At 33.5% G+C, this 19,166-nt stretch carries 21 protein-coding genes; 5 read left to right on the top strand and 16 right to left on the bottom strand.

Features of this window, described 5'->3' with window-relative positions:
- Positions 1-67: 67 nt before the first annotated feature.
- Positions 68-1,252 carry a BaiN/RdsA family NAD(P)/FAD-dependent oxidoreductase gene (locus EB239_RS09225; RefSeq protein ID WP_050984247.1) on the bottom strand — a complete coding sequence of 395 codons (1,185 nt, stop codon included), beginning with the start codon at positions 1,250-1,252 and terminating at the stop codon, positions 68-70.
- A 134-nt stretch (positions 1,253-1,386) separates the two neighbouring features.
- Between EB239_RS09225 and EB239_RS09220 the strand changes: the two genes are divergently transcribed.
- The 3 genes from EB239_RS09220 (at position 1,387) to EB239_RS09210 (ending at position 4,248) form a co-directional block, all read left to right on the top strand.
- On the top strand, positions 1,387-1,968 hold the full coding sequence (locus EB239_RS09220; RefSeq protein ID WP_003870792.1) for a DUF6431 domain-containing protein: 582 nt from the start codon (positions 1,387-1,389) through the stop codon (positions 1,966-1,968).
- A gap of 136 nt (positions 1,969-2,104) precedes the next feature.
- The gene (locus tag EB239_RS09215) at positions 2,105-3,430 is read left to right on the top strand and encodes a DDE-type integrase/transposase/recombinase (RefSeq protein ID WP_129545137.1); all 1,326 of its coding nucleotides are present in this window, start codon (positions 2,105-2,107) and stop codon (positions 3,428-3,430) included.
- Positions 3,431-3,447: 17 nt separating this feature from the next.
- Positions 3,448-4,248, top strand: coding sequence for an ExeA family protein (locus EB239_RS09210; RefSeq protein WP_129545136.1), 801 nt, complete (start codon positions 3,448-3,450; stop codon positions 4,246-4,248).
- Positions 4,249-4,505: 257 nt separating this feature from the next.
- Here EB239_RS09210 and EB239_RS09205 read toward each other — a convergent pair whose 3' ends face one another.
- The 9 genes from EB239_RS09205 to surE all read right to left on the bottom strand — a co-directional run bounded on the left by EB239_RS09205 (position 4,506) and on the right by surE (position 11,725).
- The gene (locus EB239_RS09205; protein WP_003870664.1) at positions 4,506-5,135 is read right to left on the bottom strand and encodes a histidine phosphatase family protein; all 630 of its coding nucleotides are present in this window, start codon (positions 5,133-5,135) and stop codon (positions 4,506-4,508) included.
- An 18-nt stretch (positions 5,136-5,153) separates the two neighbouring features.
- Positions 5,154-5,861 (bottom strand): hypothetical protein, encoded by a 708-nt coding sequence (locus tag EB239_RS09200; RefSeq protein ID WP_003870663.1) that lies wholly within the window; start codon positions 5,859-5,861, stop codon positions 5,154-5,156.
- A 71-nt stretch (positions 5,862-5,932) separates the two neighbouring features.
- Positions 5,933-7,183, bottom strand: coding sequence for a Glu/Leu/Phe/Val family dehydrogenase (locus EB239_RS09195; protein WP_003870662.1), 1,251 nt, complete (start codon positions 7,181-7,183; stop codon positions 5,933-5,935).
- A gap of 98 nt (positions 7,184-7,281) precedes the next feature.
- The gene (locus EB239_RS09190) at positions 7,282-8,145 is read right to left on the bottom strand and encodes a MurR/RpiR family transcriptional regulator (protein WP_003870661.1); all 864 of its coding nucleotides are present in this window, start codon (positions 8,143-8,145) and stop codon (positions 7,282-7,284) included.
- Positions 8,124-8,687 carry a 2-oxoacid:acceptor oxidoreductase family protein gene (locus EB239_RS09185; RefSeq protein ID WP_003870660.1) on the bottom strand — a complete coding sequence of 188 codons (564 nt, stop codon included), beginning with the start codon at positions 8,685-8,687 and terminating at the stop codon, positions 8,124-8,126. The genes EB239_RS09190 and EB239_RS09185 overlap by 22 nt, the downstream gene beginning before the upstream one ends.
- A complete protein-coding gene (locus EB239_RS09180; protein WP_003870659.1) occupies positions 8,684-9,508 on the bottom strand; it encodes a 2-oxoacid:ferredoxin oxidoreductase subunit beta in 825 nt (274 codons plus the stop codon). Before EB239_RS09180 ends, EB239_RS09185 begins: the two co-directional genes overlap by 4 nt.
- 1 nt (position 9,509) lies before the next feature.
- On the bottom strand, positions 9,510-10,637 hold the full coding sequence (locus EB239_RS09175; protein ID WP_003870658.1) for a 2-oxoacid:acceptor oxidoreductase subunit alpha: 1,128 nt from the start codon (positions 10,635-10,637) through the stop codon (positions 9,510-9,512).
- Positions 10,634-10,831: an ATP-binding protein gene (locus EB239_RS09170; protein WP_003870657.1), complete on the bottom strand. Its 198-nt coding sequence runs from the start codon at positions 10,829-10,831 to the stop codon at positions 10,634-10,636. The genes EB239_RS09175 and EB239_RS09170 overlap by 4 nt, the downstream gene beginning before the upstream one ends.
- Positions 10,832-10,966: 135 nt before the next feature.
- A complete protein-coding gene (gene surE, locus EB239_RS09165) occupies positions 10,967-11,725 on the bottom strand; it encodes a 5'/3'-nucleotidase SurE (protein ID WP_003870656.1) in 759 nt (252 codons plus the stop codon).
- A 78-nt stretch (positions 11,726-11,803) separates the two neighbouring features.
- Between surE and EB239_RS09160 the strand changes: the two genes are divergently transcribed.
- Positions 11,804-12,442: a hypothetical protein gene (locus tag EB239_RS09160; protein ID WP_003870655.1), complete on the top strand. Its 639-nt coding sequence runs from the start codon at positions 11,804-11,806 to the stop codon at positions 12,440-12,442.
- 33 nt (positions 12,443-12,475) lie between these two features.
- On the opposite strand, the gene safA is transcribed toward EB239_RS09160, so the two are convergent.
- The 3 genes from safA to speB all read right to left on the bottom strand — a co-directional run bounded on the left by safA (position 12,476) and on the right by speB (position 15,529).
- Positions 12,476-13,075 (bottom strand): SafA/ExsA family spore coat assembly protein, encoded by a 600-nt coding sequence (safA, locus tag EB239_RS09155; RefSeq protein WP_003870654.1) that lies wholly within the window; start codon positions 13,073-13,075, stop codon positions 12,476-12,478.
- Positions 13,076-13,186: 111 nt separating this feature from the next.
- A complete protein-coding gene (locus tag EB239_RS09150) occupies positions 13,187-14,584 on the bottom strand; it encodes an oxaloacetate decarboxylase subunit alpha (protein ID WP_003870653.1) in 1,398 nt (465 codons plus the stop codon).
- A 78-nt stretch (positions 14,585-14,662) separates the two neighbouring features.
- Complete coding sequence (gene speB, locus EB239_RS09145; protein WP_019907664.1) at positions 14,663-15,529, bottom strand: agmatinase; 867 nt, start codon at positions 15,527-15,529, stop codon at positions 14,663-14,665.
- Between the two features lie 314 nt (positions 15,530-15,843).
- Between speB and EB239_RS09140 the strand changes: the two genes are divergently transcribed.
- Positions 15,844-17,103, top strand: a complete 1,260-nt coding sequence (locus tag EB239_RS09140) for an IS110 family RNA-guided transposase (protein ID WP_129545135.1) — start codon at positions 15,844-15,846, stop codon at positions 17,101-17,103.
- 86 nt (positions 17,104-17,189) lie between these two features.
- Here EB239_RS09140 and speE read toward each other — a convergent pair whose 3' ends face one another.
- From speE to EB239_RS09125, 3 genes are read right to left on the bottom strand one after another with little or no spacing between them, the layout of a single operon-like run.
- A complete protein-coding gene (gene speE, locus EB239_RS09135; protein WP_003870650.1) occupies positions 17,190-18,023 on the bottom strand; it encodes a polyamine aminopropyltransferase in 834 nt (277 codons plus the stop codon).
- Between the two features lie 45 nt (positions 18,024-18,068).
- The gene (locus EB239_RS09130; protein ID WP_003870649.1) at positions 18,069-18,446 is read right to left on the bottom strand and encodes a GNAT family N-acetyltransferase; all 378 of its coding nucleotides are present in this window, start codon (positions 18,444-18,446) and stop codon (positions 18,069-18,071) included.
- Between the two features lie 3 nt (positions 18,447-18,449).
- Positions 18,450-19,160, bottom strand: a complete 711-nt coding sequence (locus EB239_RS09125) for a pseudouridine synthase (protein WP_003870648.1) — start codon at positions 19,158-19,160, stop codon at positions 18,450-18,452.
- Positions 19,161-19,166 lie beyond the last annotated feature (6 nt).

Genomic DNA, 19,166 nt, shown 5'->3' with positions numbered 1-19,166 from the left:
TATCCTCCTTTTCTTATTATATCTTATGCAAAATAAATAAAAAAATGCGGTTTCCCGCATTTCGCATTCACGCATTGATTCCTGCCACATATCCCGTAGAAAAGGCGATTTGCAAGTTGAATCCACCGGTAAATCCATCCACATCTATAATTTCACCTGAAAAAAATAAGCCTTTTATTATTTTAGACTCCATTGTAGAGGGATTTATTTCTTTTATACTTACTCCACCACCTGTAACAATAGCTTCTCTTATAGGCCTTAGGCCTTTTACCTTAAAAGTAAGATTTTTTAAGCTATTGACCAATTTTTTTCTTTCATTTTTGGTTATTTCCCTAACTTTTTTATCAGGGTCTATATTCGCCCTTTTTATAACATATAGGATTAATGAATGAGGCAATAAATCTTCCAAGGCATTTTTCAGATTTTTATTTTGGTACTTATTAAAATCTCTTAATACTCTTTCCTCCAGCTTTTCAACATTAAGTCCCGGCTTTAAGTCAATTTTTATTACCACTTCTCCCTTACCTAAGTAGTCATGTAAAAACCTGCTTAAGGTGAGTATTGCAGGGCCTGACAACCCAAAATGGGTAAAAAGCATTTCTCCAAACTCTTCTCTTATTAATTTCTCTCCAAAAAAAGCAGAAACTTTGACATTTTTAAGAGTGAGTCCCATCAATTCTCTTACATTTTCATATGTAACAATCGGCACTAAGGAAGGAAATGGCTCTATAATTGTGTGCCCCAATTTCTTAGCAATTTCATACCCATCACCAGTAGAGCCAGTCGTAGGATATGACACTCCTCCTGTTGCTAATATTACACTATCGCAGTTTAAAACACTCTCATCAACACTTATGCCCTTTACGTGTTTATTTTCCACTATCACATCACTTACTCTGCAGTTATAATTTATCTTTACTCCATATTTTTTAAGGATATTCACAAAAAAATCTCTCACTTCTATTGATTTATCTGAAACCGGAAAAACCCTTAAGCCTCTTTCTACTTTAGTTTTAAGCCCATTTTTATTTAAAAACTCTATTAAATCCTTATTAGAAAACTTGCTAAAAGCGCTATATAAAAATTTACTATTGCCTGGAATATTCTCGAAAAATTCTTCTTTGTCAGCAAAATTCGTAATATTACACCTTCCATTACCTGTAACTAATAATTTTTTACCTAAAATGTTATTCCTCTCAAATATACTTACTTCTTTTCCCATCATAGCTGCTGATAAAGCTGCCATTGTCATTTCTCAAATTAATTTAGCCCAAAACCGATAAAATTTTTCAGATTAAATAATCTTGTGATAAAATTAATGCTAAAGGAATTTAAAAAAATTTTTTCAGATTCCTTTAGCATTAATTTTAATTGGAGAGGTTACTTATGCAAATAATTTTCCATGTTGATAACATTGAAGAATATTTACATAAAGGTAAAGATTACAATTTTCCTGACCCACCAGATAGATGTCCTTATCCCGATTGCAAGTGTAGAGTAAAACTAAAAAAGCACGGGTTTTATTACCGTTACTATTTAGATGGACCTAACTGTATAAAAATAGCCATAAGAAGATATATATGTCCTGTGTGCAAAAGAACTCTTTCCTACCTTCCTGATTTCTGTCTCCCCCATTTTCAGTATTCTTTCAATATGATTGTAAAGTCTTTAAAAGAGACACTTACAAGAGAAAAAACTCTCAGTTCTTTCATAAGTGACTTAAAAAGAAACTTTCCCACCATACTATTTTCAAGACAGCATATATATTTTTACACCAAAAGGATAATGAATAATTTAAGTTTTATCATATACGGATTAAGGCAAATAGACCCTTACATAAAGTTATCTGAGACTGACTCACAAAGAGAGAGGGCCAGAGAGATTTTGGACATAATAAGCATTGTACCACTCTTCTCCCAACGGTTTTATGCTCATTGCCAAAAATCATTTCTGGCCTCTCTCACATAATTTTAGCATTAAACCTGAAAAATTTAAATAAAAATTTTGATTTTTTCTTAGCAACATAACTTTTTCCTTTAATGTCCCCCAGGTATGAGCTAAAATTACGATTAAGAAATCAAAAAAGTGAAGGGGGAACATATAAATGCTTGATGAAAAAGCGAGAGAAGCTATAGCATTAAAGAGATTTTCACTGATAAGTCCGGTGCTAAACGGACAGGTAAAAAATCAGAAAGAATATTTTGATGCTCTTTCCGATAAACCTATTGAGATACCTTATCTTGGAATGAGAAGATATACTCCCAAGACACTTAGAGGGTGGCTATATCAGTATTTAAGAGGTGGTATAGAAGCGTTAAAGCCGGGTTATCGAAGCGACAGAGGCAAATACAGAAAGATAGACTTTGAACTTTCAGAGAAAATAAAGCAAAAGAAGCTTGAACATCCTGAAATGCCAAACAAACTTCTTTATGAGACATTGATAGGAGAAGGAATAATATCACCGGATAAAGTATCCCTTTCGACATTCTATAGGTTTTTAAAAAACATTCCTGTAAAATCTTTAGATAAAGAAAAAGAGGGTAAAACAAAGAGATTTTCCCATGAATTCATCAATGAACTGTGGCAGACTGATGTCATGTATGGGCCATATATTAAAGAAGGTAAAACAAAGAGACAAACGTACCTTATTGCATATATAGATGATGCTTCAAGGCTGTGTACCTATGCTCGCTTTTACTATACCCAGAATTTTTTAGCTTTAAGAGACTCATTTAAAGAAGCAGTGCTAAGAAGGGGAATACCCAAAATGCTCTACACTGACAATGGAAAGATATATAGAAGCACTCAATTTGAATATATATGTGCATCACTAGGTACATCTCTTATTCATGCTGAGCCCTTTTCACCTCATTCAAAAGGGAAAATAGAAAGATTCTTTCATACGGTGAGAATGAGATTTTTAAGCACAATAGATCCTACATCCATAAAGAGTATAGATGAGCTCAATATGATGTTTTTTAAATGGCTGGAGAATGATTACAACCGAAAAGAACATAGCAGTATTGGCATGAGTCCTTTAGATTTTTTCATGTCTCAAATATCAAGGGTAAATATGTGTGGTGACATAGATATGTTGAATGAATGTTTTCTCATAAGAGTAAATCGTAAAGTAAACAAAGATGCTACACTTAAAGTGGAAAATATACTTTATGAAACAGAAGAAAAGTTTAAAGGTATGCGCTTAGAAGTCAGATATGACCCGCAGTGGCTTAAGGATAATACACCCCTTCTACTTTTTCATGAAGGCAAAAAAGTGGGGGAAGCGTATAAGGTAAATTTTCATGAGAATGCTAAAATTCCTGTAGAATATATCGAAGACAGAAATGTTGTAAGCGAAAATGAAGATACTGTGGATTTTGCTGCAAAACCTAATCCCCCAGTAATATCCTTTAATGATATCATTGATTAAAAAAAGAGGTGTTTACAATGTTTACCCAATATTTTGGAATGAAATTTAATCCATTTTCTAAAGAGATAAGTGTAAACGACCTTTACATAAGTGAAGACATTGCTGAATTAAATGCCAGGCTAAAATATTTACAAGAAACAAGGGGTATAGGACTTATCGTTGGGGAGGCCGGTTCAGGCAAATCTACCGCATTAAGAAAATATGCTGAAAGCCTCAACCGTTCTACATTTAAACCATGTTACTTTGCCCTTTCTACACTCACAGTGAGAGAATTCTATCAAGCATTGGCTATGATTTTAGGCGAAACCCCCTCATACAAAAAAGTAACGCTCTTTCACCAGATACAAAGAGCGATAACAGAACTTTACTATAGCCAGAAGATAACTCCTGTCATAATATTAGATGAAATACAACTGGTTTCTAATGATGTTCTTGAAGACTTGAGAATAATATTTAACTTTAATATGGATTCTCAAAACCCGTATATATTGATACTTTCAGGACAACCACACATAAGAAACAAATTAGCTCTTAATGTAAACAGTGCACTAAGGCAAAGAATTTCTATAAAGTATGTAATGCAAGGGCTAAAAAAAGAAGAAATTCAAGATTATATAAAAACAAGAATGAAAATAGCCGGAATGGTAGATGACATATTTACACCATCAGCATATGAAGCAATATATTCTCTAACAAAAGGGCTCCCAAGGATAATAAATAACCTGGTAACAGCTTCTTTACTCTATGCGTATTCTAAAAGGCTAAGAGAAATAGATGAAGAAGTAATATACCAGGCACAAAATGAAATCAGTTTATGAGAGTAGTAGCTTTCGCTACTCTCATTTTTTATTATACTTCAATTAATTCAAATTGCCAATAACAGATATTAACATATTTTGGCGGTAATGCTCTTAAAAAGTGGAAAAAATTTTTAATCAGGCTGTAATAATTTGAGAAAAAATACTTTTATACACTTAAAAAATGCCATTATAATTTGAAAATCTTTGGAGATTTAATTTGAGAATTGACACTGCCATCATTCCTGCTGGACCGCCGCCTACTACAAATATTTTTTTCATATTATTTTTTCATCTCTCCTCAAATGACAAGTATCGTTAAATAGCACTAAAACAGTTTTTCCATCTTCTTTAACATCTATTATATTAAGAGAAGTATTATCAACTCTAAATCTAGGATAAAAACTTAAGTCAATTCCTAAAAGCCCTAAAATCAGTGCTTTTATAGAAGTCCCATGAGAAACAATCAATATATTTTTTCCTTTATTCTCTTCAACTATCTTCAAAGTATTTTTTACCATTCTCTTTTGAACTTCTTCTAAAGTTTCTCCTTTTTCTATATTAGCTTTAACAGGATTTGTTTTCCATAATGTATATATTTCTTTATACAATTCATTAATTTCTTCCGATGTAAGCCCTTCCCATATACCAAAGGACATTTCTCTAAACTCAGGAATTTTCTGAACTTCTAATCCCAACTCTTTTGCAATTATTTGTGCAGTTACATAAGCTCTTTTTAAATCACTTGAATATATACAATCTATTTTCTCATTTTTTAATCGACTCGCCAGTAGTTCAGCCTGTTTTAAACCTGTAGGTGTCAAATCAATATCCTGCACACCTTGCATTTTATTGTGTAAATTCCACTCTGATTGCCCGTGACGTGCTATATATAGTCGTGTAGTCATACAATTCCTCCTTAAGTTTTATGCGAAATTAAGGTAAAAGATTTGATCTGCGTAAGAAAGCTTTGACACCTCCCATTTTCTCTCTTTTAATGGAATTTTCTTAAAAGGCAAGCCTAACTCATTTATAAATTTTTCAAATCGCTCATCCAGCCAAGGAGGTGTCCAAATACCCGACCTACAAATGTGTATAACCCCTATCAAATTCTCTTTTGGTAATTCTTCTACAGATTTATAATACTGTATATTGTAAAGATTGTTAAAGTCCTCAAAATCTGAAGGCTTTTCAAAGGTGTAAGGGCTATATACAATGTTGGCTCTTTTTACTATACCTTCTTTTAAAAGTTTACCTAGCCAATTAGCACAATTTAATTCAAAATCCAGTGAAGGTAGTCCACCATATCCTAAATCAGAATGGGCATCAAAAGAAATTACTTCAGAACACTCAAAATTTTTTGCCAAATAATAGGCAACTTTATGGGATTCAGAGACAAAAATTTTAATATTTTTATCAAACTCAAACTGTGTCTTTATTTTATCCCAGAAGCCTTTTATGACTTTACCTACTTTTATAGTCTTTTCCAAATCTTCTCCCTCTAATTTCCCTTTTATATATCTCTTATACCACAGTTGAGTCAAATTTTTATCATTTTCTATATAAGAGAAAAACCACTCTTTTTTAGAAGGTATAAAATAATCCCAATCTACAGTTAGAAGACTCCTTACCATAAAGAAGCCTCCTCTGATAAGCTTTTTATAATATTTTACCATATAAAAAAAAGACCTTCAATTGAAGGCCTTTATAACCAACCTCTAATTTTCATAGCTTCATAGACTCGTTTAATCGATATCATGTAAGCTGCTGTCCTCATATCAACTTTGTACTGTTGTGCTAATTCATATATAGCGTTAAAAGCATTTACCATCATAATTTCCTGTCTTTCTTCTACTTCTTTTTCTGTCCAATAATAATTCATGAGATTTTGTACCCATTCAAAATATGAGACTATTACTCCTCCTGAATTAGCTAAAATATCTGGAACTACAAACACGCCTTTTTCTGCTAAAATTTTATCTGCTTCAGGGGTGGTAGGACCATTTGCTCCCTCGCAAATTATTTTCGCCTTTACATCTGGCGCATTTGCAGAAGTTATCTGGTTTTCTAAAGCTGCTAAAGCTAAAATATCTACATCCATTGTTAAAAGCTCTTCATTTGTTATACTGGTTGTTCCCTCAAAATTGCAAACTGTTCCTGTCTTATTTACATGCTCTACTAATTTTTCGACATCAATTCCATCTTTATTGTATATACCTCCATACACATCACTTACTGCCACAATTTTAGCTCCTAATCTATGAAGATTTAAAGCTGTGTAACTTCCAACATTTCCAAAGCCCTGTACAGCTGATGTACAATTTTTGGAATCCATCTGTAAACGTTTTACAGCCTCCCGTGCCATCAATGCAACTCCATATCCAGTTGCAGCAGTTCTTCCCTTAGAACCACCATATATCAAAGGTTTTCCTGTAATGACCGCAGGGCTATTGTAGCCTACAATTTTGTTATACTCATCTACCATCCAAGCCATAATTTGCATGTTAGTATTTACATCTGGAGCTGGTATATCTTTATTAGGACCAATTATACTGACTATTGCTCTTATATAGCCCCTGCTTAACCTCTGCAACTCATCGTTAGATAATTCTTTTGGATTTACCACTACTCCGCCTTTTGCTCCCCCGTATGGCAGCCCAACTACCCCACATTTAAATGTCATCCACATGGATAAGGCTTTTACTTCATCTAATGTAACATCAGGATGAAATCTTATTCCACCTTTTGTGGGCCCTAATGCGTCATTGTGTTGGGACCTATAACCTTTAAAGACTTTTACTGTACCATCATCCATCTGCACAGGAATGGAAACTTCTAATACTCGCATAGGTTCCTTTAAAAGTTCGTAAACAGATTCTTCTAACCCCAGCAAATCACAAGCATTTTTAATCTGTTTTTGCGCAATAATCAAAGGATTTAATGACTCTTTTGACATTTTATTATCCTCCTAATTTTAAAATTTTGAAGCAAATAAATCGATTTCTAAATTATATATTCTACAAATTTTTTAATAATCCTTCAAAAATTTTATTATTAATTTGGCTTTGAGAAATATACTCCATATTCATCCCAAATACTTTCCAATTTTTCAAAAGTATCCGTTATTTTCTCTTTTTCTTTGAGACCCACAGCTACAACAAGAGCATTGACAAGACTTAGCGGTGCCACTAATGAATCCACAAAAGAAGCCATGTTGCTTTTCGCAATTAATATCTCATCAGCAACAGAGGTAAGAGGAGAAATTAAACTGTCTGTTATTGTAACGATTTTTGCATTCTGAGATTTTGCATATTTCAGCACATCTAATGTTCTTTTTGAGTATCTCGGAAAACCAATTCCTATCACTAAATCATTTTCACTAACTCTGAGAATTTGCTCGAAAACATCTGATACGCCGGCTTTAACGACTGACACATTTTCCCGTATTAAATTTAAATAAAATCCCAAATATTCTGCAATGACAATAGAACTTCTGGAACCTATTATATAAATTTTTGTAGCATTGATGATATCTGAAACGACTCTTCTAAAGTCATCCTTATTTATTTCATTTATGGTCTCTTTTATGTTTTCTATGTCGGCTTTTAGTACATTATTCAATATAGCAATTTCATCTGTCTCTTCTGTCATTTCTAACCTTTGCACTGTTGTAAGTTTATTTTTTATAAGCTCTTGCAGTGCATTTTGAAGTTCTGGATATCCATTATAGCCTAAAGTATTAGCAAATCTTACAACAGTTGATTCACTTACATTTATGCTGGCTCCCAATTTTGCAGCTGTCATAAAAGCTGCCTTATCATAATGATTTATAATATACTCTGCTATTATCTTTTGGCTTTTGCTTAATTTTGTATAATTATCTTGTATCCTTTTTATCAAATCATCTGTTTTTGCCATATTTCACTACCCCTCATTTTTTCAAGATTATAGCCCTCTGTCAATGCTCTTTTGTTAATCTCTTCTGTGCCTGGAGGTACTCTATTTAAAACAGCTCTTTCCAAAGATTCTTTTGTTACTACATTAGTTAACTCTGCTATTACACCTAAAGATATTATATTCGCCACAAAAGCTCTTCCAATAACCTCTTGTGCAGTTTTTATTATGGGAAGTCGGATAACTTTTTGGGCATCTTCATCATTAGGAATTATTGATTCATCTATTATAATTATTCCATTTTCTTTCATGTCATTTTTATACCATAAATAGGCAGAAGGCGCAAGAGTAAGTAGTATGTCTGGCTTTAATACCTTAGGATACGTTATATATTCATCACTTATTATTATTTCTGCTTTGCTGGACCCCCCTCTTGCCTCAGGACCATAGGACTGACTTTGAACACTATTTTTACCATCCAATATTGCAGCTTCCGCCAAAATTATTCCTGCAAGGATTAAACCTTGCCCTCCTGAACCACTTAATCTTATCTCTATTGAACTCATTTGTAATTCACCTTCAAATTATTTAACATTTTTTGATATTCTTCTACAAATTCAGGCTCATCAATATTTAAAAGCTCTCCAATAATAAATTTGTCATGAAACTCTTCAGGGTCCATTTTACTACCTTGTTTTATGTCTACTGCATGGTCTTTTAACCACTTTAGCATATCTGCAGGTGTTCCTTTTTTATTTTTTCTTCCATAGTAAGTAGGACATATACTTAAAGCTTCAATGAAGGAAAAACCTTTATGAGAAATTCCTCTTTCAATTAGTTTTGTCAATTGATGAACATGGTAAGCAGTACCCCTAGCTACATAAGTAGCACCTGCTCCAATGGCCAATTTGCAAATATCAAAATACCTATCAATATTTCCGTAAGGTGCAGTAGTAGCTCTGTCAAATCGTGGAGTCGTTGGAGAATACTGTCCTCCTGTCATTCCATAAATATGGTTGTTGTACATTACTACAGTTAAGTCTATATTTCTTCTGCAAGCATGAATAAAGTGATTACCTCCAATAGCCGCATTATCTCCATCTCCAGTAATAACTATTACTGTAAGCTCAGGATTAGCAAATTTAATACCTGTTGCAAAAGCAATAGCTCTTCCATGGGTAGTATGCAAAGTATTAAAATCCAAGTATCCTGATGCCCTTGCAGAACAACCAATTCCAGATACAATACATACCTTGTTTTGATCAAGTCCTAAGTTGTCAATTGCTCTTACAATAGCTGCCGTTACTATTCCATTGCTGCAACCTGGACACCAAATATTTGGTAACGTTTCTTTTCTAAAATACCTTTCTACTAACTCAGAAGCCATTTTAAAAACTCTCCTTTATCTTCTCTACAATATCAAAAGGAGTAAGAAACTCTCCATTAAATTTGTTAATTTTTCCTACATAGGTATTCCCTTTGATAATTCTATCTACTTCATAGTAAAGTTGCCCTGTATTCATTTCAACTACAAACACTTTCTTAAATCTAGGATATATTTCCCTCAATTTTTCATCAGGGAAAGGCCATATGGTTATAGGTTTAAAAAGTCCAACTTTTATTCCTTCTTTTTTAAGTTCTTGCATCGCCGCTTCACAAGCTCTGGCAGAAGAACCAAAGGAGATAAGAAGTATATCTCCACCTTCAGTATCTTTTTCTTCAAACATTATTATGTCTTTTTTATTGTTTTCAATTTTTCCTATCAATCTTTTTATCAATTTTTCTGTTACTTTAGGGTCATTTGTAGGCAATCCTTTTTCATTGTGGGCAAGTCCTGTTACGTGAAATCTAAAACCTTTACCAAAGGGTGCTAAAGGTGCAACTCCATTTTCTATATACTGGTAAGGTAAGTAGTTCTCTTTGTCTTGGGGCATGGGTCGTTCAAAAATTTCTACATCTTTATATTCATCCAAATTAACTGCTTCTCGTAGATGACCTATAACTTCATCCATAAGTAAAATTACAGGTGTCCTGTATTTTTCAGAAAGATTAAAAGCTTGAATAGTAATATAGTAAGCTTCCTTTACAGAAGATGGTGATAAAACGATTATAGGATGGTCTCCATGAGTTCCCCATCTGGATTGCATTACATCTCCTTGTGCAGGGGAAGTAGGCATTCCTGTGCTCGGACCCATTCGTTGAACATCTACTATAACACATGGAATTTCTGCCATAGCGGCGAAGCCTATGTTTTCTTGTTTTAAAGAAAACCCAGGACCCGATGTAGCAGTCATTGCTTTTAATCCAGTAAGGGAGGCTCCTATAACTGCTGCCATGCTGGCGATTTCATCTTCCATTTGAATAAATTTCCCACCTACAAAAGGAAGTTTTTCGGCACAAAGTTCAGCAATCTCAGTAGAGGGAGTTATTGGATATCCTGCATAAAATTTTAGTCCAGCATCTATAGCTCCTTCCACTACCGCTTCATTTCCTTGCATCAATACCGTAGGCATCATTCTTTCACCTCTAAATATATGGCAAAATCAGGACACCGAAGCTCGCAAAGGCCGCATTTAGTGCATTTATCCGCATCTATTAGTCTAACTTTACCATTTTTTAGTTCCAATACTTTAACAGGACAAAATTCTACACAAATGCCGCAGCCTTTGCACCATTCTTCTATTATTACGAGCTCTTTATTTTTTACCAATTTATCACCCTCATTAAATTTTGTTTGCAATATATAATATTCTATACAAAAATAAAAAATCCTCCATAAAATGAATAATAAATTTCATGAATATTTTTGATACAATTCTTGCATCATATAGAATATTAGAAATATTTATTCTATTTTTATATCCCAGGAGTTTAAAATATTTATCATGTTGTACTCTGTTAAATCAAAATGAATTGGAGTAATAGAAATATAACCTTCTTTCACAGAAACAATGTCTGTCCTTTCATCCTTTTCTATTTCCGAAATTTTCCCTGCCATCCAATAGTACTCTTTCCCTCTTGGGTCATAATTTTTTTGAAAAGTCTCAATATAGATTCTCTTGCCGAGTATTGTAGCTTTTACGCCCTTTATTCCCTTCTTAAAATCGGGTATATTTACATTCAATAATGTGTTTTTAGGTAATCCTTTTTCTAAAACTTTTTCTATTAAATTCTCCAAAAATTTATATATACGCCTATCTTCAATATCAGCGGTTTCTGCAAGGGAAACTGCAATAGCAGGAATACCGTAAATTGCAGCTTCTATAGCCGCAGAAACAGTACCAGAATAAAGTATATCTGTCCCTAAATTTAGACCTTCATTAATGCCAGAAATTATAATATCAGGTTTTTCTTCCAGCACCACTTCAATTCCTAATTTGACACAATCGGAGGGCGTACCATTTACCGCATATATTTTCAAACCATCCTCTTCCTTCACTTTTTTAAGCCTTAAAGGTTTATGTAAAGTTATAGCATGGCTTATAGCACTTCTTTCTTTTTCAGGAGCTACTACCGTTACCTTATACTTATCTTTAAGATATTCTGCTAATTTTAACATCCCTAATCCTTGTACTCCATCGTCATTAGTAAGAAGTATTTTCATTTTCTACCTCCTCTAATTAATAACGTATAATTACTTTGATTTTATTACAAAATTTATATATAGGCAAGGAGTGATACAGTGATACAAATAGACGACGCGGGAAGTGGAAGTTTAGTAGGTGGAACGTGTATTGGGGCTATGAGAGTAGAAACCGGAGAATTTTTCTGTGATATAATTCCCATAGAATATTATAACGAAGAAAACTTTAAAAATAAATTGTATTTAAAAAAAGCCTGTGAAATCGGGAAAAAACTTTTAGAAAAGCTTAAAGTAAGCAAAACTGAAAAAATACAAGTTTGTAGAGGTTACATGTTTGATACTTTTAGAAAATGGTTAGAACAAGAAGAGTATAATTGGGAAAGTACCCAAATATTAAATCCTCTTCAGGATATAATAGAAAATTCTTTTGAAAATTACGCTTTATCTTTAGGATTGCCAGAAAAGTTTTTAAGATACACAAAATATCCTTTTCATTTTCATCGATTGCTAAGATGGGTATATGCCGATTATGAAAACAGAGCCAAATTGTGCAAAACTGGGTGGAATAGCTGGAAAGAATATGGAAAATTAGAGGTAGAAATAAGCTACACTTATTTGCAAGAAAACAAAAATTACCTATGCTTAAAATGTGGAAAAAATATTCAACCAGGGACTGTAAAAGTTATAAAATATACAAGCAATTATCCTAATACTATATATCTTCACATTAATTGTTAAGGCACCTTAAAAGGTGCCTTAACAATTAAATATTTAGGCAGAAGGTATACATATTTGTTGTCCTGGGTATATCAAATTGGGATCTGGTATTTGTGGATTTGCTCTTATCAATGCATCAAGACTTACGCCAAACATATTAGCTATAGACCACATACTGTCTCCCGGTTTTACTGTGTATATTGTCTTGCAGGCCTCTGGAGACACTGGTGGACAGTAGAAAGGTATGCAAATTTGTTGTCCTGGATATATCAAATTAGGATCCGATATCTGAGGATTAGCTCTTATTAAGCAGTCAAGACTTATTCCAAACATATTCGCTATAGACCACATACTGTCTCCCGGTTTTACTGTGTATATTGTTTTGCAGGTTTCTGGAGATACTGGTGGACAATAGAAAGGTATGCAAATTTGTTGCCCTGGATATATCAAATTAGGATCCGATATCTGAGGATTAGCTCTTATTAAGCAGTCAAGACTTATTCCAAACATATTCGCTATAGACCACATAGTATCTCCTGGCTGCACTGTATAAAAAGTCTTACAATGTCCCGGATGAGGATGATGTGGATAATAGGGATGATGGTAAGGATACTTAGGATAGTTGGGATTGTAATAAGATCCATCTATTGTCATCTTATTTCCCTCCTTTTAAACTTAAACTTTCTACTACATGTTATGAAGGATAAAAATATATGTTACAGGAGGGATTTTTAAATATAAAAAACAGGGAAGATTATTTCCCTGTCAGACTGGATATGTCATATATTCCATATTAAGAAGAGTTGCATCTATTTGATATTTTTTTGCTCTTCTGTATTCAAAAAATTTCTTTGCTACTTGTGGGAAAAGAGCATAAGATAAAACATCTTCTTCTTGTTCATAATACTCTTTAATCTCTTCTTTAATCGCTTCAAATTGCGGTTTTAAAAGATCTGCTGGTCTAACATCTATTACCTCTTCATCTCCTATTATTTTCTTCTTTATTTCTTCTGAAATTGGCGCTGGTGGTCTACCATACAGTCCTTTCACATAATCTTTTACTTCTTTTGGTACCATTTTATACCTTTCTCCAGTTATTACATTCAAGACGGCTTGAGTCCCTACCATCTGACTCATAGGAGTAACAAGAGGTGGGTATCCTAATTCTTCTCTAACTTTAGGAATTTCTTTTAAAACCTCCGGGTACTTATCTAAAGCATTTTGTTGTTTCAATTGGGAAATCAAATTTGATAGCATTCCTCCTGGAACTTGATAAATTAATACATCTGTATCTACACCCATAACCATAGATAAATCTATTTCTTTATTGTGATTTTGTTTTACTTCTTTAAAGTATGAAGCAATCTCTGATAATAACTCCATATCCAAACCAGTGTCATATTGAGTGCCTTTTAAAGCTGCCACCATTGTTTCTGTAGCAGGTTGAGAAGTTCCTAATGCCAAAGGTGAAATAGCAGTGTCTATTATATCTACTCCAGCCTCTATTGCTTTAAGATAAGTCATGGCCGCCATTCCACTCGTATAATGGCTGTGCAACTGTATAGGAACATTTACTGTATCTTTAAGGCTTTTTACTAACTCATAAGCAACATAAGGAGTTAATATTCCTGACATATCCTTTATGCATATGGAATCTACTCCTAATTCTGTCAGCTCTTTTGCTACTTTAATATAATGGTCAATGTTGTGAACAGGACTTATAGTATAAACAAGGGTACCTTGAGCGTGAGCTCCCGCCTTTTTAGTAGCTTTTATAGCAACTTCAAGATTTCGTACATCATTTAAAGCATCAAAAATTCTTATTATATCTATTCCATTGTAAACAGCCTTCTCAATAAATCTTTCTACTATATCATCAGGATAATGCCTATATCCTAATAGATTTTGTCCTCTCAAAAGCATTTGAAGAGGCGTATTTTTTATCCTTTTCTTTAATCTTCTTAATCTTTCCCAAGGGTCTTCGTCAAGAAATCTCATACAAGCATCAAAGGTAGCTCCTCCCCACGCTTCAATAGAATAATATCCTACTGCATCCAATTTTTCTGCAATTGGGAGCATTTCTTCCGTCGACATTCGAGTAGCCAAGAGTGACTGATGGGCATCTCTTAATACAGTTTCTGTAATTTTAATTTTATTGCTCATATTAATACCTCCTCATAATATATTATACTATTTTTTCAAAAGAAACAAAATAAAAAAAGAGCCAAAAGGCTCAAAATTTTAGAAGAAGGAAAGGATAGATTCCCTTATAAGTTTAGCTGCTAAAATAGAGGTTATACCAGCTATATCGTGAGAAGGCGAGACTTCCACCAAATCCATCCCAACGACATTTAAATCTTTTAAAATATGAATAGCCTCTAATGCCTCTTTTGTGGTTATTCCCCCTGGTTCTGGTGTACCAGTGCCTGGTGCAAAAGCAGGGTCTACAACATCTATATCCCAGCTAATATAAATTGGATAATCTTTTATATCATCAATTACACCTTTCAAAGGTTCAACTACTTCGTACAAAAACATATGGGTATTTTTTTCTGCAAACTCAAATTCTTCTTTTTCACCTGACCTTATCCCAAAATTATACATTTTAATACCCTTAGCAATATCCCATACTTTTCTCATCACTGTAGCGTGAGAATATGCTTCACCAAAAAATTCTTCTCTTAAATCAGTATGGGCATCAAAATGAAGGATTACAAGGTTATCCTCATATTTTTTTAAGTACTCTTTTAAAATTCCATAAGTCACTAAATGTTCTCCACCCAAGAACAATCCTTTTTTTCCACTTTTCAAAATGTCTTCTGTAGCTTTTGAGATTAAATCTAAACTCTTTTCCACATTCCCATAAGGAAGTACTAAATCTCCTAAATCATAAAATTTCTTATCTTCCAGCCTCCTATCTAAATACACACTATAATATTCTAAACCATAAGAGGCTTGCCTTATGGCAGCAGGTCCAAAGCGGCTTCCTGCTTTGAAACTCACTGTGTAATCCATAGGCAAACCTACTATAACTACCTCTGCCTTTTCATAATCTTCAGTAGCCCCTAAAAACTTTCCCGGATCAACAAAATATTTTCCTTCTATCATATTAACCCACATCCTTTCGCTTTGCTCAAGCACAAATTGTAATGAAAGTGTGTTATTGAGCGATATTTTTGATATAATTTCTTTAAAATATATAGATATACTACAAAGCACGGAGGAGGGAGTGGAATTATTTCTACCACTCATTGGACTCAAGTCCGCATATTAACATGTGTAGAATATCTTCTCAAGCACAAATAAGTGTGACTTTGATCACGTACACTAATCATTGTATAAGCAATTCCTTAGTGTTCATGTGCTGGATATTCAGTCAATGTCTATATATTTTAATTTTTATCTCTTTTGGAGGGTTGTTTATGTTAAAAATTGTTCACCCTATCTGCTGCGGCATAGATGTCCACAAAAAATTCCTAGTTGCTGCTATTGCTATTACTGATTCTAATAATGTTACTACTTACGTTAAAAGACGCTTTTCTACCTTTAACTCTGACCTTATTAAGTTAAGGGATTGGCTTCTTAGTTACAATTGTTTCGAAGTCTGCATGGAATCCACTGGTAAGTATTGGATTCCAATCTTTAATGTCCTTGAAAAATCCTGTCATGTTGTTATTGCTAATCCTAAGTATCTCCGTGCCATTAAAGGACAAAAAACCGATGATAAGGATGCTACCTGGATTGCCGATTTATTTAAATTCGATATCGTCCCTTCTAGTTTCGTCCCTCCTAAGGATATCCGCATGTTACGTGAACTTGTTCGCTATCGTTCTAAACTTATTGGACATCGTTCCAGTGAAAAAAACAGGCTTCAAAATGCCCCCACCGTATCCAACATCGCTTTAGCCTCCGTCGTGAGTGATTCTTTCGGTAAATCTGCTTCTTCTATCATTGAATATATTTTAACTTGCGATACTTTTGACCCTGAATACTGCAAGTCACTTTTACACAAAAGTCTTTATAAAAAGGCTGACGAAGTCATTCAGTCGATTATTGGATACGAATTGAGGGTTGATCAATCAGTCAAGATGAAGGTTTGCAGAAAACACTATGACTTTATCAATCTTTGTGTTTCTGAGTTGGATAAAGCCATTTCTCAATTGGCCAAACCTTATCAAGACTTGATTGATATCTCTGTTACCCTTCCTGGCATAACCGAAAAATCGGCAACTTATATCATCGCTGAAATTGGCACGGATATGACAGTTTTTAAATCTGACAAGCACCTTTGCTCTTGGGCTGGTCTTACTCCTCAAAACAACGAAAGTGCAGGTAAGAAAAAATCTGTCCATGTCTCAAGAGCAGGTGTTTATTTAAAACCTCTCTTAATACAGTGTGCCAATGCAGCAATTAGGGATAAAAAGAATCCTTATTTTAGGCTTAAATATGAACGTATTAAAAAGCGCCGCGGTCATAAACGGGCAATTGTTGCTATTGCTCGTATGATCCTCACTTGTCTCTATCATATGCTTTTGAAAAGGGAACCTTTTAATCCTTCTGACGCCGATTATACTAATATGCCAGAAAAACTTTATCAAAAGCATAAGCAACAATATATTAAGAAAGCTATTAAACTTTTAGAAAAAGAAGGTTGTACTATTATCCCTCCAAAAATTACTTAACATTATATATTACCATTATTTGGCTTTGGGCAGCTTTATTTGGTGCCCTTTTTGTCATGCCCAAATTTAACTATTTTACTTTCACACTACACCTCATCAAAAATATCCTTCACAAATTTAGGCAATACAAAGGCCGCTTTGTGAATTTCAGGTGTATAGTATTTAGTATCTATTCTTGGAATAGAATTTATGTCCACTTCTTCAGGGTCATATTTTTTTGAACCCATGGTAAAAGTCCACAAACTTCCTGGATAAGTCGGTATTGTTGCTATATATGCTTTTGTAATAGGATATATTTCTTTGAACATTTTGCTGAGTTTGTTTATCAATTTTCCATAAATAAAAGGTGATTCTGTCTGAGCCACAATAATACCATCTTCTTTCAAGCATTCATATACGGCTTTATAAAAATCAGAAGTAAAAAGCCCTACAGCTGGCCCAATTGGGTCAGTAGAATCCACTATTACCACATCAAATTCATTTTTGTGTTCATTAACATATTTAATTCCATCTCCAATCATTATTTCTACTCTTGGGTCATCTAATGCCTGGCTTATTGTAGGAAGATATTTTTTAGAATTTCTCACTACTGCCTCGTCAATTTCTGCCAAAACTACTCTTTCTACAGAAGGGTGCTTTAAGACCTCTCTTACTGAGCCTCCATCTCCGCCTCCAACAATTAACACGCTTTTTGGATTTTTATGAATAAAGAGGGGTACATGTACTATCATCTCATGATATACAAATTCATCTTTTTCAGTGGTTTGAAGTATACCATCTAAAGTTAATACTCTTCCAAATTGATATGTATCGAGTATTGCTAAATGTTGATAAGGAGTTTTTTCTACCACCAATGTTTCTTTAACTTTCAAAGAAAATCTCAAATTTTCATCCTGATTTTCTGTAAACCATAATTCCATTGAAAACACCTCCAAGATTTTTAATAATATATTTAAAAAAATATCTCACTCTCCAAAAAACTCTTTTAATTTAACTATCTGAAAATCGCCTTTTTCTTTAAAACCTAATTTACAAAAAAAATCTTTATAAAAAGGTATATTGACACAAGCATTTTCTAACCCCATATCTAGGGCATGATTAAGTACTACTCTTACCATTAAATTTTCAAACCCCTTATCCCTGTAGGAAGGCAAAATTGCCAAATTAGTTATTATAGCATTATTATTTTCTACTTTCATAGAAATAAAGCCAAAAGGCTTGTCTTCTCTTGCAATCATGAAAATCTCTTCTAAAAAATTTAAAGTTCCCTTCAAATTACACTCATTAGCAATTTTTTTAATAATTTCGAAATCCTCTGCTTTAGCAAAGTTAACTGAAAACATACTTCACCTCAAGCTTTTTAAATAATCTATTTCCTTTTGTGTCAAATACCTCCACTCTCCTGGTTTTAACCCTTCTAAAGATAACTCACCAATTTTAGTTCTTGTAAGAGAAATAACAGGATGTCCAATAGCCTCACACATTCTTCTAACTTGTCTATTTTTCCCTTCATGAATTTTTATTTCTACAACACTTGTCCCATTTTTAACTGCTAAAATCTCTATTTCTGCTTTCGAAGTCAAATAATCTCCTATCAAAAGTCCATTTCTAAACCTTTCCAACTCTTCTTGTGTTGGAATTCCTTTGATTTTTGCAATATACGTCTTCACAATTTCATGTCGAGGATGCATTAAGATATTGGCTATCTCCCCATCATTTGTGAGTAACAGAAGCCCTGATGTATCATAATCTAAGCGGCCAACAGGATATATTCTTTCCTTAACTTTAACTAAGTCCATCACTGTAGGCCTGCCAAACTGGTCTTTTACGGAAGTAATATATCCTGTTGGCTTATTTAACATAATATAAACTTTTTTCTTTTCTCTTCTCACAATTTTATCATCAAATTCAATTATGTCAACATCAGGATTGATTTTTACTCCCAACTCTTTTACTACTTTTCCATTTACTTTTACACGGCCTTGTAAAATATACTCTTCGCACTTTCTTCGTGAGGCTATTCCACATTCTGCTAAGTATTTTTGCAACCTTTCCATATGTGT

Source organism: Thermoanaerobacter ethanolicus JW 200 (genome assembly GCF_003722315.1).
Taxonomy (GTDB): Bacteria; Bacillota; Thermoanaerobacteria; order Thermoanaerobacterales; family Thermoanaerobacteraceae; genus Thermoanaerobacter; species Thermoanaerobacter ethanolicus.
This window is presented reverse-complemented; position numbering and strand designations above follow the sequence as displayed.